Raw genomic sequence first — 14,674 nt, 5'->3', positions numbered from 1 at the left:
TTCGGCTTTTTTGCTATATTTGACTAAGAGTAACCCCTTAAACATGTCCCCTCAATGAAAAAAGTAATAATATTACTGTTCCTACTACTTGGCACTACTTCGCTAAGTTATTCTCAAGAATTAAAAACACTAGTTTCTGGAAAATGGTTTGTAGATTCAATGAAAATTGGAAATGAAAAATTTGAGTTCTCAGAAGGAAAGAATTGGTTAGAACTAAGTCCTGATGGAAGGTATCAGGTTGTGATGAGTAATAAGGAAGAAAACGGGACTTGGAAATTAATTACAGAAGCAAAGGAGTTAGAATTTGACAACGAAAGCTTTGAAGAGAATTTAAAAATTGAAAAAATTAGCGAAACAATGTTATTAGTTTCAGCAAGAAATAAAGAAACCATCTATACTATGTGGTTAAAAAAATAAACTATCATTCATAGTTTGTTTTTTAACGACCGAGGTAAGGGATTGCCTCGGTTTTTTTATTTTAGTAGATCATACTTTACATGTATTACTCATAAATCTTTTCCTTAAATTAGCATCAAAAAATAAGATTAAATGAGAGCAGTACTTACACCAATATTATTGCTATTTGCAGCATTAACAACAAGCGCACAATCCAAATTACCATATTACGAAATACCAGAAGAAGCTGAAGAGTTTACAGCAGGAACCATTGTGAGTAGGATGATTGATGGATTAGGGTTTCGTTATTACTGGGCTACAGACGGTTTAACCGAAAAAGACTTAGAATATAAACCGAGTAAAGACGCAAAAACTACCGAAGAAACAATAGATCATGTGTTAAGTTTATCGCAAGTAATTAAAAATGCAGCATTAAAAGTTCCTAATAAAGAAGCAAAATCAGGAATGACATTTGTTGAAAAAAGAAAAGCAACTTTAGAAAACTTAAAACAAGCTAGTGATATTTTAAGAAGTAGTGATGATGTGTCACAATTCAAAATAATCTTTGGAGAAAAAGAATTTCCTTTATGGAACGCTATTAATGGACCTATTGCTGATGCTATTTGGCATGCAGGTCAGTTAGCTTCATTTAGAAGAGCCTCAGGAAACCCAATCAATTCAAAAATCAATCATTTTACAGGTACCGTTAGAAAATAATTTAATGACAGTTAAGGAGAAGATACAACAGTTAAGAGAAGAGTTACATACACATAATCACAGTTACTATGTGTTGGATGCGCCAACTATATCAGATTATGAGTTTGATATTAAATTAAAAGAGCTTCAGCAGTTAGAAGACGAAAACCCAGAATATTTCGATCCGAATTCACCTACGCAACGAGTAGGAGGAGAAGTTACTAAAAACTTTGAAACGGTTACTCATAAGCATAGGATGTATTCATTAGATAATTCATACTCTAAAGAAGATTTGTTAGATTGGGAAAAACGCGTTCAGAAAATTTTAGGAACCGATCAAGTAGAATATACATGTGAGTTAAAATATGATGGAGCTTCTATAAATCTTACTTATGAGAATGGTGAGTTTGTACAAGCAGTTACACGTGGAGATGGATTTCAAGGAGATAATGTAACAACCAATATCCGCACCATAAAATCTATTCCATTATTACCAAATAACGACTTTGTTTCTGATTTTGAAATGCGAGGAGAAATCATTTTACCGTTAGATGGATTTCACAAAATGAATGAAGAGCGTGTTGCAAATGATGAAGAACCTTATAGAAATCCGCGTAATACCGCTAGTGGAAGTTTGAAGTTACAAGATAGTGCAGAAGTAGCGAAACGCCCGTTAGATTGTTTGTTGTATCAGTTAGTAACTAGAGAGCGTAAGTATGCTTCACATTTTGAAAGTTTAGAAGCGGCAAGAAAAGTTGGATTTAAAATTCCAGATACAATTGTTTTAGCCAAGTCGATAGAAGAGGTGTTAAACTTTGTAAATGAATGGGATGTTAAGCGTCACACATTACCTTATGAAACAGATGGAGTAGTGGTAAAAGTAAATTCGTTTCAACAACAAGACGAACTAGGGTATACTTCAAAAGCACCTCGTTGGGCAATTGCTTATAAATTTAAGGCAGAGCAAGTTTCAACTGTGTTAAATGAAATTACTTACCAAGTAGGTCGTACAGGAGCCATTACTCCTGTAGCAAACTTAGAACCTGTGCAATTGGCAGGAACAATTGTAAAAAGAGCTTCACTACACAATGCTGATCAAATAGCAAAATTAGATGTACGAATAGGAGATACGGTTTTTGTAGAAAAAGGCGGAGAAATTATCCCGAAAATTATTGCTGTTGATTTAACAAAACGACCAGTAGATTCTGTTCCTACAGAGTATGCTACACATTGCCCTGAATGTAATACTGAATTAGTCAGAACTGAAGGAGATGCAAAGCATTATTGTCCGAATGAATTTGGGTGTGCACCACAAATTACTGGAAGAATCAAGCATTTTATCAGTAGAAAAGCGATGGATATTGATGGCCTAGGAGGAGAAACTGTAGATTTATTGCGCAAAGAAGGGTTGATTAAAAACTATGCGGATTTATATGACTTAACGGTAGAACAAGTAATCCCGTTAGAGCGAATGGCGGAAAAGTCAGCGCAAAATATGATTGAAGGAATTAAAAAATCAAAAGAAATTCCGTTTGAAAAAGTATTATTTGCGTTAGGAATTCGATTTGTAGGAGAAACTGTAGCAAAAAAACTAGCCAAACATTTTAAATCCATAGATAATTTGATGCATGCAGATTTTGAAACATTGATTGCAGTTGATGAAATTGGAGATAGAATAGCACAAAGTATTATTGATTTTTCGAACAATTTAGGAAACATCGATTTAATTAACCGATTAAAATCGCACGGAGTTCAGTTAGAGGTCTCTGCAGAGAGCTTAGAAGGACAGACAGATAAGCTAGCAGGAAAAGTATTTGTGGTTTCAGGAGTTTTTCATCAAATGAGTAGAACTGAACTAAAAAAAGCAATTGAAGATAACGGAGGGAAAGTATCGAGTTCTATTTCTAAAAAGACAACATACATCATTGCTGGTGATAATATGGGACCAAGTAAACTTACAAAAGCTGAAAGTTTAGGAATTCCAATTATCTCAGAACAAGAGTTTATTGATATGATAGCTTAATTTTTAATTAAAAAAGGAAAACATGACCAAACAAACTAAAATAACTTTAGCTTCTATCTTTTTTTTATTGGTTGCTATTGCTGATGTGTATGCAGTAATTACACAAAATAAAACAATAGAAATGATTTTTAAACCGTTATTAATGACATCACTAGCGGTAGTGTATTTAGTATCGGTAAAAAAGCCTAGTTTTTGGTTGTTATCGGCCTTGTTTTTTTCGTTTTGGGGTGATGTTTTCCTGCTAGATAAAACAAACTTTTTCGTGTTTGGTTTAGCCTCGTTTTTAGTAGCACATGTTGTCTATATTAAAATAACGACAAGCTTTTTGTATAAAGATTCAGTAGTTAAAATACTAACATCAGCAATTCCTTTTGTATTGTTATTTGTGGGACTCTTAGGTTTAATTTATAATAACTTAGGAGATATGTTGCTACCTGTTATGGTGTATGGAATAGCTATTTCAACATTTGGAACAGCAGCATTACTAAATTATCGTCAGCAAAAAAACACAGCTAATTCATGGTTATTATTAGGGGCTATTTTGTTTATTGCTTCTGATAGCCTTATAGCTTTAAATAACTTTTATACACCTAAAAGGTTGTTTGATATTGCTATAATCATCCTATATATCGTTTCTCAATACTTAATTGTTAAAGCAATCATAGCTAAAGAAAATTAAAAGCCCCTGACATAGCGTTGACACAACGGGCTTTATTTTTGTGTAAAACTTAAAAATAAAAGATGAATACAGAACAAAAAGAGCCGTTTTACGTTGTTGGTATCTCGGTAAGAACTACCAACGAGAATCAACAAGCAGCAAAAGATATACCTGCTTTATGGCAACGATTCATGTCTGAAAATATAGCCGAGAAAATCCCGAATAAATCTTCGAATGAAGTATATGCTGTGTATACCGATTATGAGTCAGACCATACGAAACCATATACAACAATCATTGGCTGCAAAGTAAACGAGGTAGATAATGTACCTGAAGGGTTTGTGAGTAAAAAAATAGAAGCACCAAACTATAAAGCATATGTAGCAAAAGGAAGTTTAACTGATAATATTGTTTACAACAAATGGTTAGAGATTTGGAATGAAGATATAAATAGAGCATATACTTCCGATTATGAGGTGTATGAGGCAAGAGCATCAGACCCAGCAAATGCAGAAGTAGAAATATTTATAGGAATAAACTAATAACAAAAAGAGCAGTTTTAAAACTGCTCTTTTTGATTTATAAAGTTATAATTTGTCCCCAACTATTGGAATGTTTTTTCTGTTGAAAATTAATAAAATCACTCCAGAGATAAAAGTTACGATAGCACTTATAAACAAAGTACCACCGTCTTTGTTATGTTCAATACCTAAAATAGTTAAGTGACTCATAATTGCTCCAGTCATTAAACCTGTAGTTAGCAAAGCACCCAACCAAGTTTTTTTTGGAGTAAATAAAAGTATAGAAGCAATTAATTCAAAAACACCAGTTCCTATTCGCATATAAGCTTCATTATTTCCGGCTATTTTAGTAAATAAATCAATACTTTCTTGTGCGCCAGTAAATTTAAAAAACAGTGTCTGAAGCATTATAATAGCCGCTATCAGTTTTAAAATTAAAAGAATATATTTTTTCATGATTAATTGAATCTATTAAGTTAGACGTTGCAATTTTTAATGCTTACATAAACTAAAAACAATACTTTTGTGTTTATGAGAAAAATAGCATTTGTTTTATCGGTTGTGGGTTTGGTAGCTTGTAAAAAGCAAACAGTTTCACTTAAATTTTTAAATGAATATGTGGTAAAAGATTCTTTGATAATCGATAATACTGTTGTTGGAGGAATTTCTGGAATCGATTTTTACAATAACAATTACTACATGGTAGTGGATGATGCTACAAATCCAAGAATACTAATAGGTGATATTATTGTTAAAAGTGACTCAATTCAATCGGTAAACTTTGAAAAAGTTATTGTAGTAGATACTACAAGTCAGTTTACTAAAAACCATGTACTAGATTTAGAGTCTATTTTTGTAGATAAAGGAACTATAAATTTAGTAAGTGAAGGATCTATTCGGTATAAAAAAGACCCAAGTATATTTGAAATTAATGCAGATGGAAGTTTTAAAAGTCAGGTAGAAATACCGAGTTACTTCAAAGCAACATCAAAAGCAAAACCAAAACATAATGGTGTTTTTGAAAGTTCTTCAAAAAGTTTTGACGGAAAAGGCTTTTGGGTAGCAATGGAAGCTCCTTTAGAAGCAGATGGAGAAGAACCAACATTCCATGAAACACAATCTCCTATCAGAATTACCTATTTTGATAACGAATCAAAAAAGGCGACGAAGCAATTTGCTTATCAGTTAGAAAAAATTGATAAACCTGCGAAAGGAAATGTAAACCTAAACGGAACAACAGCTATTTTAGAATATCAAAAAAATCACTTTTTCATAATTGAAAGAGCTTATCAAAGTGGTTATGGAAGTCATGGAAATGTAGTTAGAATTTTTAAAGCATCTATTAATGATACTTCAACAAATACTTTGGAAATACAATCTTTAAAAAACGAAAAATATACACCGTTAAAAAAAGAACTATTATTAGATTTTAGTACTGTTGAAAATCAATTAACAGATGGAATTATAGACAATATTGAAGCAATTACTTTTGGACCAATATTGCAAAACGGAAACAAATCGTTAATCTTAGCGGCTGATGATAACTTTCAGTTGTATGGAAAGCAGTTAAATCAGTTTTTATTATTAGAAATTGAAGAGAAATAATATAAATTAGCTATTCGTAATTTTTACAGATGATAAGTACCCTAAAGAAAAAATCTATTCAGAAAGTATACGACAAACTTGTTGTAAAAAAAGAGAATACCCCACATAAAGAAACCAAAGTTAAAAATGTAGCAATTTTGCTAGATAATGAAGCTTTAGTAAATGTAGTAATAGCCAATTTAACAAACATTTTTCCTTTTCAAAAAACTGACATAAGAGTACTAGTTTACAAAGAATACTCGAAGAAAGAAGAGCCATCTCCAGAGTTCTTTACCGAAAAAGATTTTGGTTTCAAAGCGAGTTTAAAATCCGACAATTTAAAAGATTTCGTTAAAAACAAATATGACCTACTCATAAACTATACAAAAACGTCAAACTTATTAACGAATATGGTAACTTTGTTGTCGCAAGCAGATTTTAAAGCTGGTTTTGCAGAAATTGATGACAGATTGTACGATATAGTAGTGTCTGATACTAGTTTTAACGAAGCAGTTTTAAATCAAGAATTAAAAAAATACCTAACGATTTTAAATAAAATATAATGCAAAAGTTTGTAGGAACTGGAGTAGCTTTGGTAACTCCCTTCAATGAAGATTTAAGTGTAGATTTCGAAGCACTTAAAAAGTTAGTAAATTACAATATTGAAAACGGTACAAACTATTTAGTAATAAATGGAACTACTGGAGAAAGTGCAACAATTACTAAAGAAGAAAAAATAGAAATAATTAAAGTAATTGCTGAAGAAAATAAAGGACGTTTACCTTTAGTTTTAGGAGTTGGAGGAAACAACACACAAACTGTTGCAGAAGAATTACAATCTTTAGACTTATCTGAAATAGATGGGGTTTTATCAGTAGCTCCATACTATAGCAAACCAACGCAAGAAGGATTCTATCAGCACTATAAAGCAATTTCTTTAGCGAGTCCTAAGCCAATTATTATGTATAATGTTCCTGGCAGAACAGCAAAAAATATGGAGCCAGCAACAACTTTACGATTAGCAAGAGATTTTGAAAACATTGTTGCAGTTAAAGAAGCAGGAAACAATCAACAACAATACTATGAGTTGTTAAAAGACAAGCCAGAAGATTTTTTAGTGATTTCTGGTGATGATGATTTGGCTGTTGGAGTAGCTTTAGCAGGTGGAGCAGGAGTTATTTCTGTAATTGGGCAAGCATTACCTAAAGAGTTTTCAAAAATGATTCAGTTAGGGTTAGAAGGGAAAGCCAAAGAGGCTTACGATATACACTACAAATTAATGGATATCGTAAATCTAATTTTTGAAGAAAATAATCCTGCGGGAATAAAAGCGGTATTACAAAAGTTAGGAATCTGTTTAGATGAAGTACGATTACCATTAGTAACAGCCTCAGAAGAATTACAAACAAAAATATCAGACTTTATAGATAATCTATAAAGAGGTATAAAGAAAACAAGGAGTTAAAAAGGCCATAGTTTCATATATTATGGTCTTTTTTTAGTTAGAATATTATTTCCATTGTTTTTAAAAACTATAAATTATTAAATAAATAAGTTTTTAATAGTTTTTTACTAATTAAAAAAGCCCCTAAAAAGGGGCATCTGAAATTGTAAAATATAGAATAGGATTAGTTTGGGTTATCTTCACAAACTACCTCCATAACCCAACCCCAACCGTCATGAACCATTCTTTCATAACAACATACAGGTTCGTCACAAGCTTCTTTGAGATAATCTAAACCACCATGCACGGCTTTTTGCTCATTACTGTTTAAAATTTTCCCTAAACTTTTTAAATTTTTCATATTAAAGTTTTTATAATTAGATATGCTTTGGTCATTTTAAGGCACCCAAAGTTTATGCCTATAATTTTCAAAACCCATTTATCATAAAATAAATAAGTTTTGCTAGGTTATTCTTTTATTAAAATTTGTTCCCAGAAAATAATTTTTGATTATTTATATTCTTCAAGAAAGCAATTTTGTTTCGATAAATTTATGGAAACAAAATGAAAGTTTTTCTATTTTTAATAAATTTTAACATTTGTTTAAAAGATTAAAATAAAGTAAATTACTTCTATTTTTAAGCCAATACAAAAGGCCTAATAACAGATGTATTAAAAAAAAAAGTATACTTTTTATAACTGTAGAGTATGGTATTTGCTTTTCAACTAAGCATTTTTTTAGCATCTTTGTATAAAGAGTAATTTTTAAAGTAGAAAATATGTTATCAAAAGTAATAGAGCAGGCATTAAACGACCAAATAAGAGTAGAAGCAGAGTCATCACAAGTATATTTAGCTATGGCATGTTGGGCAGAAATTCAAGGTTTTGAAGGTGTTTCACAATTTATGTATGCACATTCAGATGAAGAGCGCATGCACATGTTAAAATTAATAAAGTTTGTAAATGAACGTGGCGGACACGCACATATTTCTGATTTGAAAGAACCACCAGCAAAGTTTGGGTCTTTTAAAGATATGTTCCAAACATTATTTGATCATGAGGTAATGGTATCTAAGTCAATAAACGATTTAGTACATATTACATTACAAGAAAAAGACTATGCAACGCATAACTTTTTACAATGGTATGTATCTGAACAAATAGAAGAAGAAGCATTGGCACGCAATATTTTAGATAAAATTAACCTAATTGGAGACGATAAGGGAGGATTGTATTTATTTGATAATGATGTTAAGCAAATAGTAGCTCAATCTGCCGCTGGAGCTCAGCAATAAGATTAACAAACATTTAGGAGTTCTTTGGAAAAATTATAACAGATTTTGTAGTTTCTTGTTAATCTCATTTATGAGATAAAAAATCGTTTTAATAATCCATAATTAATCACTAATTTTGCCAGATGCAAAAAATGAAAAATCTAGCGTATATTGCTGTAATGCTTTTAGTACTTTCTTCATGTGGAGAATATCAAAAAGTATTGAATAAAGGAACTGTAGAAGAACAATACAAAATGGCTGTAAAAATGTACGAAGCTCAAAAGTACAGTAAAGCTTTACGCTTGTTCGAAAAAATAACACCTTCATACAGAGGTAAACCTCAAATGGAGCGTATTCAGTTTATGGTTTCTCAATCTAACTTTAATGAGAAAAATTACGGGTTAGCAGGATATTACTTTAATAGATTTACAGGAAATTATCCAAAAAGTTCAAAAAGAGAAGAAGCCGCTTTTTTATCAGCTTTAAGCTATTACAAAGCAGCACCTAGTTATAGTTTAGATCCAACGGATACAAACAAAGCGTTAGAGGCTTTTCAAAAATTTATAGATAATTACCCAGATTCAGATAAGATAGAAGAGGCTAACAAGTATCATGCAGAGTTAAGAACAAAACTTGAAAAGAAATCTTTTGAAATAGCAAAAACATATTATAGAACTGCTGATTATGACCCTAGAAATTACAAGGCGGCAATCGTTGCTTTTGATAATTTATTAGAAGACTTTTTAGGAACGAAGTATAAAGAAGAAGCTTTATACTATCGTTTAAAAGCAGCACATGATTTAGCTATAAAAAGTAGACAAAGGAAAAAAGCAGAAAGGATTAAAAATGCTATCAAAGCATACCAAAAATTAAAAAGAAATTTTCCTGAATCAAAATTCATGGAAGAATCAAACGAAATGTTAGCAACATTAAACAAAGAACAAGAACAATTAGCTAAAAGTTAAAAAATGGATTATAAAGAAACGAAAGCGCCGTTAAGTACTATAACTTATAATAAAGAAGCTATCGAGGCTCCAACGCATAATATTTATGAAGCTATTTCTATCATAGCAAAGAGAGCTACACAAATTAATTCTGATTTAAAAAAGGAATTAGTTGATAAGTTAGATGAGTTTGCTACTTATAACGATAGTTTAGAAGAAGTTTTTGAAAACAAAGAGCAAATCGAAGTTTCTAAATTTTATGAGCGTTTACCTAAACCACATGCTATTGCAGTAGAAGAGTGGTTAAACGACAAGGTATATTATAGAACTCCAGAGACAAAATAATATGTCTGTACTAAGCGGTAAAAAAGTTTTACTTGGTGTTACCGCCGGTATAGCGGCATACAAAACAGCGAACTTAGTTCGTTTATTTATAAAATCAGGCGCAGAAGTCAAAGTAATTATGACTCCTGCGTCTAAAGATTTTATAACACCTCTTACACTTTCCACCTTATCAAAAAATCCAGTTCATTCTACTTTTTATGATAAAGAAGATGAAAATGAATTGTGGAATAACCATGTAGATTTAGGTTTGTGGGCAGATTTAATGTTAATTGCCCCAGCTACAGCAAATACCTTGTCTAAAATGACAAATGGTACATGCGATAATTTATTATTAGCAACCTATTTGTCAGCTAAATGTCCAGTATATTTTGCTCCCGCGATGGATTTGGACATGTATCAACATCCGTCAACGAAAGCAAGTTTAGATAGTTTACAAAGTTTTGGAAATATTTTAATTCCTGCTACTTCGGGTGAGTTAGCAAGCGGATTGGTTGGGGAAGGTCGTATGGCTGAACCAGAAGATATTGTTGACTTTATAGAAAAAGATATAGTATCTAAATTACCACTCCGTGGGAAAAAGATGTTAATAACAGCAGGGCCAACCTATGAAGCTATAGATCCTGTACGTTTTATTGGAAATCACTCTTCAGGTAAAATGGGATTTGAAATAGCAAAAACAGCAGCTAATTTAGGAGCTGAGGTGTTTTTAGTAGCAGGTCCATCACATCAGCAGGTAAATCATTCTTTTATTCATAGAATAGATGTTAAGTCTGCACAAGATATGTATGAAGCATGTCATAAGTATTTTGCTGAGGTTGACATAGCTGTATTATCGGCAGCAGTTTCAGACTATCGACCAAAAAATGTAGCTACTCAAAAAATAAAAAAGAAAGAAGCAGCGTTAAGTATTGAGTTAGAACCAACTAAAGATATCTTAAAATCTCTAGGAGAAATTAAGAAAAAACAGTTGTTAGTTGGGTTTGCATTAGAAACGAACGATGAGGTACAAAACGCAAAAAGTAAGCTTACACGCAAAAATTTAGATTTTATTGTATTAAATTCGTTACGTGATAAAGGTGCTGGTTTTGCAACCGACACTAATAAAATTACAATTATTGATGCTGATTTTAACGAAAAATCGTTCGATTTAAAATCGAAAAAAGCAGTATCAAAAGATATCGTTAACGAAATAATACAAAAATTAAATGCGTAAGTTTTTCTTTATACTTTTTCTTCTTTTAGTTACTTTTTCTTCTTATTCACAAGAGTTGAATGCTACTGTAATTATCAATTCAGATAAAGTACAGAGTAGTAACAAACAAGTTTATCAAACGCTACAAAAAGCGTTAACTGAGTTTATTAATGATAAACAATGGACGAATAGAAACTTTAAGCAACAAGAACGTATCAATTGTGCATTTAACATCATTATAAATGAGCAAAACGGGAGTAATTTTTCAGCTACTTTGCAAGTACAGTCAACTAGACCTGTATATAATTCAACCTACGCTACACCTGTTTTAAACATTAATGATACAAACTTTAACTTTCGCTATAATGAGTTTGATCCGTTAATTTACAATCCAACTATCTACGAATCTAATTTAATCTCAACAATTGCTTTTTATGTGTATACAATATTAGGAGTTGATGCAGATACTTTTGCTTTAAAAGGAGGAGAGAATTACTTGAAACAAGCAGAAAATATTATGTTGTTAGCACAGTCTAACGGAGAGTCTGGTTGGCAAAATCAAGTAGGGAAACAAAATCGCTTTGCTTTAATAGATAATTTACTGTCTTCTAAATTTAGTGTTTTACGAAGTATCTACTACAATTACCACCGTAACGGTTTCGATAATTTTGCAGACAATAAAAATTCAGCTAAAGAAGCAATTGAAAAAAGTGTTTTAGATTTAGATAAACTACATAATATTACTATTGGTAATTATATGATTCGCGTTTTCTTAGATGCCAAAGGAGATGAAATAGTAAATGTTTTTTCTGATGGAGTTACTTCAAGAAATCAATCACAAATGATTACGGTTTTAAATAAAATTGCTCCAACTTATAAAGATAAGTGGAAAAATCTTCAGTAAAAGAGTTCCGTTATTAAATCGTTAAATACAACGTTTATAAGCTGTTGAAAAGTCAATAGACTTCCTTTGTTTTAGCTTGATTTAATTCATTCAAAATCCTTACTTTTATTCTTCACAAAAGAATAGAATTTGCTTACACATTTATCTATACATAATTATGCATTAATCAATCAGTTAACGATTGATTTTACAAAAGGTTTATCTATCATTACTGGTGAAACTGGAGCAGGAAAATCCATTTTATTAGGAGCTTTAGGTTTGGTAATGGGTAATCGTGCTGACTTATCTTCTTTAAAAGATACTGAGAAAAAGTGCATTATTGAAGCACAATTTTCGGTAGAAGGATATGCTTTACAAGAGTTATTTGAAGAGTTAGATCTCGATTATGAAAAAGAATCCATAATTAGAAGAGAAATTTTGCCATCTGGTAAATCAAGAGCTTTTGTTAACGATACGCCGGTTACATTATCGGTGTTAAATGCTTTGAAAACAAAGCTTATTGATATTCATTCGCAACATCAAACTATGCAGTTGTCAGATGTATCTTTTCAATTCTCTGTTATTGATGCCTTGGCAAAAAATCAAGCTAAAATAGCATCTTATAAAAGAGGCTTGCGTACGTATAACAAATTACGAAAAGAACTGAAAGCACTTCAAGAAGAAACTGAAAAATCAAAAGAACAATACGAGTACAATTTGCACTTGTTTAATGAGCTTGAAGAAGCGAACTTAAAAGAAGGGGAGCAAGAAGTTTTAGAAGAAAAGTTAGATAAATTAAATAATATTGAAGAAATAAAATTGAATTTATCAGAAGCTTTAGGTGTTTCGATTAATGAAGAAATAGGTATTCAAACTTTGTTAAATTCTTTGGAAAGTAAACTACAAAAAATCAGTTCTTTTTCTAAACAATATGAAGAGTTAGCCAATCGAGTAACGAGTGTGAAAATTGAATTAGATGATGTAGTTACCGAGTTAGAAAGCGCAAATGAAGAGGTAGAGTTTAATCCTAACGAAATTGAAGAGCTCAATGATAGGTTACAATTAATTTATAACCTTCAAAAGAAACATTCAGTATCAACAATAATAGAATTGCAAGAAATTCATGTATCATTATCAGAAAAGGTAGCACAAGTTGAAGATGCTGGAGGAATAGTGGCTCAAAAAGAAGGAGAAATTAAAGATGTAGCTAAAAAGTTAGATGAAGTAGCGAAGATGATTACTACTTCGAGAAATAAAGTAATTCCAAAGTTGAAAAAAGAATTAGAATATCTTTTATCAGAATTAGGAATGCCAAATGCTCGTTTTGCTATAGAATTGCTATCTTCAGAAGAATACTTATCAAACGGAAAAGACAACTTACAATTTTTATTCTCAGCAAATAAAGGAGGTAACTTTGGAGAGTTAAAGAAGGTAGCATCAGGAGGGGAATTGTCTCGAATTATGTTATCTATCAAAAAAATACTATCAGAAAACATACAATTGCCTACGATTATTTTTGATGAGATTGATACCGGAGTTTCAGGAGAGGTATCTAATAAAATTGCAAAAATAATGCAAGATATGAGTGCTCATATGCAGGTAATAACCATAACGCATTTACCTCAAATAGCTTCAAAAGGAGTGCAACACTATAAAGTATTTAAAGGAGAAGAGAAAGGAGTAACCACCTCTAATTTAAAGTTATTGTCAGAAGACGAACGTATTAGAGAAATAGCAGAGATGTTAAGTGGAAAAGACGTTTCTGAAAGTGCATTGACCCATGCAAAGGAATTATTAAATTAAGAGTATATTTGCTTTCAGAACAAACAACGATAGACTAAAATATTTTAAATATGTATAATTTATTAAAAGGAAAAAAAGGAATTATTTTTGGAGCATTAGATGAAAATTCTATTGCATGGAAAGTAGCTGAACGTGCTCACGAAGAAGGGGCAGAGTTTGTATTAACCAATGCACCAATTGCAATGCGTATGGGAGGTATTAAAGATTTAGCAGCGAAGACAGGATCTGAAATTATTCCAGCTGACGCAACTTCTATGGATGATTTAAACAACTTGGTTGAAAAGTCTATGGAAATTTTAGGAGGTAAAATAGATTTCGTTTTACACTCAATCGGTATGTCAGTTAATGTACGTAAAGGACGTCATTATACAGATTCTAAATACGATTTTACAACTAAAGGATGGGACGTTTCAGCGGTATCTTTTCATAAAGTAATGAACGTTTTATATAACAAACAAGCCATGAATGAGTGGGGAAGTATTGTTGCATTAACTTATATGGCAGCACAACGTGTATTCCCAGATTACAATGATATGGCTGATAACAAAGCGTATTTAGAAAGTATCGCACGTAGTTTTGGATATTTCTTCGGAAGAGATCATAAAGTACGTGTAAACACAATATCTCAATCACCTACGCCTACAACTGCAGGACAAGGAGTAAAAGGATTTGACGGATTTATTTCATATGCTGAAAAAATGTCTCCATTAGGAAATGCAACAGCATTAGAATGTGCGGATTATACAATCTCATTATTCTCAGATTTAACTAAGAAAGTAACATTACAAAACCTATTCCATGATGGAGGTTTCTCTAATATGGGAGTGAGTGATGCGGTAATGGAAAGATTTACTGAAGAATAAGATCTTTATAGAAATAGAATTATAGATAAAAAGCAAATCGTTAGATTT

At 31.4% G+C, this 14,674-nt stretch carries 17 protein-coding genes; 15 read left to right on the top strand and 2 right to left on the bottom strand.

The genetic code is table 11. From position 1 onward, the window contains the following. Positions 1-54: 54 nt before the first annotated feature. The 5 genes from ACTPNM_RS12280 (at position 55) to ACTPNM_RS12260 (ending at position 4,315) form a co-directional block, all read left to right on the top strand. The gene (locus ACTPNM_RS12280; RefSeq protein WP_440122091.1) at positions 55-417 is read left to right on the top strand and encodes a hypothetical protein; all 363 of its coding nucleotides are present in this window, start codon (positions 55-57) and stop codon (positions 415-417) included. A 132-nt stretch (positions 418-549) separates the two neighbouring features. After that, positions 550-1,113, top strand: coding sequence for a hypothetical protein (locus ACTPNM_RS12275; protein ID WP_440122090.1), 564 nt, complete (start codon positions 550-552; stop codon positions 1,111-1,113). 4 nt (positions 1,114-1,117) lie between these two features. Continuing rightward, entirely contained in the window at positions 1,118-3,115 is a 1,998-nt protein-coding gene (ligA, locus tag ACTPNM_RS12270) for an NAD-dependent DNA ligase LigA (protein ID WP_440122088.1), read from the top strand. Between the two features lie 22 nt (positions 3,116-3,137). Then, positions 3,138-3,794, top strand: coding sequence for a lysoplasmalogenase (locus ACTPNM_RS12265; RefSeq protein WP_440122086.1), 657 nt, complete (start codon positions 3,138-3,140; stop codon positions 3,792-3,794). Between the two features lie 62 nt (positions 3,795-3,856). Next, positions 3,857-4,315 carry a GyrI-like domain-containing protein gene (locus tag ACTPNM_RS12260; protein WP_440122084.1) on the top strand — a complete coding sequence of 153 codons (459 nt, stop codon included), beginning with the start codon at positions 3,857-3,859 and terminating at the stop codon, positions 4,313-4,315. A 45-nt stretch (positions 4,316-4,360) separates the two neighbouring features. On the opposite strand, the gene ACTPNM_RS12255 is transcribed toward ACTPNM_RS12260, so the two are convergent. Next, a complete protein-coding gene (locus ACTPNM_RS12255) occupies positions 4,361-4,750 on the bottom strand; it encodes a DoxX family membrane protein (RefSeq protein WP_440122082.1) in 390 nt (129 codons plus the stop codon). Between the two features lie 75 nt (positions 4,751-4,825). On the opposite strand from ACTPNM_RS12255, the gene ACTPNM_RS12250 reads away from it, so the two are divergent. From ACTPNM_RS12250 to dapA, 3 genes are read left to right on the top strand one after another with little or no spacing between them, the layout of a single operon-like run. Continuing rightward, positions 4,826-5,899, top strand: a complete 1,074-nt coding sequence (locus ACTPNM_RS12250; protein WP_440122080.1) for an esterase-like activity of phytase family protein — start codon at positions 4,826-4,828, stop codon at positions 5,897-5,899. A gap of 29 nt (positions 5,900-5,928) precedes the next feature. Beyond that, complete coding sequence (locus ACTPNM_RS12245; protein WP_440122078.1) at positions 5,929-6,441, top strand: DUF6913 domain-containing protein; 513 nt, start codon at positions 5,929-5,931, stop codon at positions 6,439-6,441. Beyond that, positions 6,441-7,316: a 4-hydroxy-tetrahydrodipicolinate synthase gene (gene dapA / locus ACTPNM_RS12240; protein WP_440122077.1), complete on the top strand. Its 876-nt coding sequence runs from the start codon at positions 6,441-6,443 to the stop codon at positions 7,314-7,316. The genes ACTPNM_RS12245 and dapA overlap by 1 nt, the downstream gene beginning before the upstream one ends. Before the next feature lie 190 nt (positions 7,317-7,506). On the opposite strand, the gene ACTPNM_RS12235 is transcribed toward dapA, so the two are convergent. After that, positions 7,507-7,683 (bottom strand): hypothetical protein, encoded by a 177-nt coding sequence (locus ACTPNM_RS12235; protein WP_164723450.1) that lies wholly within the window; start codon positions 7,681-7,683, stop codon positions 7,507-7,509. Positions 7,684-8,101: 418 nt separating this feature from the next. Here ACTPNM_RS12235 and ACTPNM_RS12230 point away from each other — a divergent pair, with 418 nt between their 5' ends. The 7 genes from ACTPNM_RS12230 to ACTPNM_RS12200 all read left to right on the top strand — a co-directional run bounded on the left by ACTPNM_RS12230 (position 8,102) and on the right by ACTPNM_RS12200 (position 14,626). Further along, the gene (locus ACTPNM_RS12230; protein ID WP_440122075.1) at positions 8,102-8,617 is read left to right on the top strand and encodes a ferritin; all 516 of its coding nucleotides are present in this window, start codon (positions 8,102-8,104) and stop codon (positions 8,615-8,617) included. A gap of 131 nt (positions 8,618-8,748) precedes the next feature. Further along, complete coding sequence (locus ACTPNM_RS12225) at positions 8,749-9,561, top strand: outer membrane protein assembly factor BamD (RefSeq protein WP_440122073.1); 813 nt, start codon at positions 8,749-8,751, stop codon at positions 9,559-9,561. A gap of 3 nt (positions 9,562-9,564) precedes the next feature. Continuing rightward, on the top strand, positions 9,565-9,885 hold the full coding sequence (locus ACTPNM_RS12220) for a DNA-directed RNA polymerase subunit omega (protein ID WP_274640446.1): 321 nt from the start codon (positions 9,565-9,567) through the stop codon (positions 9,883-9,885). A 1-nt stretch (position 9,886) separates the two neighbouring features. After that, complete coding sequence (coaBC, locus tag ACTPNM_RS12215; protein ID WP_440122071.1) at positions 9,887-11,098, top strand: bifunctional phosphopantothenoylcysteine decarboxylase/phosphopantothenate--cysteine ligase CoaBC; 1,212 nt, start codon at positions 9,887-9,889, stop codon at positions 11,096-11,098. After that, positions 11,091-11,981, top strand: coding sequence for a DUF4835 family protein (locus tag ACTPNM_RS12210; protein ID WP_440122069.1), 891 nt, complete (start codon positions 11,091-11,093; stop codon positions 11,979-11,981). The genes coaBC and ACTPNM_RS12210 overlap by 8 nt, the downstream gene beginning before the upstream one ends. Before the next feature lie 129 nt (positions 11,982-12,110). Beyond that, positions 12,111-13,763: a DNA repair protein RecN gene (gene recN, locus ACTPNM_RS12205; RefSeq protein WP_440122067.1), complete on the top strand. Its 1,653-nt coding sequence runs from the start codon at positions 12,111-12,113 to the stop codon at positions 13,761-13,763. A gap of 50 nt (positions 13,764-13,813) precedes the next feature. Further along, the gene (locus ACTPNM_RS12200; protein WP_099216418.1) at positions 13,814-14,626 is read left to right on the top strand and encodes an enoyl-ACP reductase FabI; all 813 of its coding nucleotides are present in this window, start codon (positions 13,814-13,816) and stop codon (positions 14,624-14,626) included. Positions 14,627-14,674: the final 48 nt, after the last annotated feature.

This window comes from Tenacibaculum sp. Ill (assembly GCF_051938915.1).
GTDB lineage: Bacteria > Bacteroidota > Bacteroidia > Flavobacteriales > Flavobacteriaceae > Polaribacter > Polaribacter larymnensis.
Note: the sequence above shows the minus strand (reverse complement) of the source record. Positions and strands in the feature narration are given on the sequence as shown.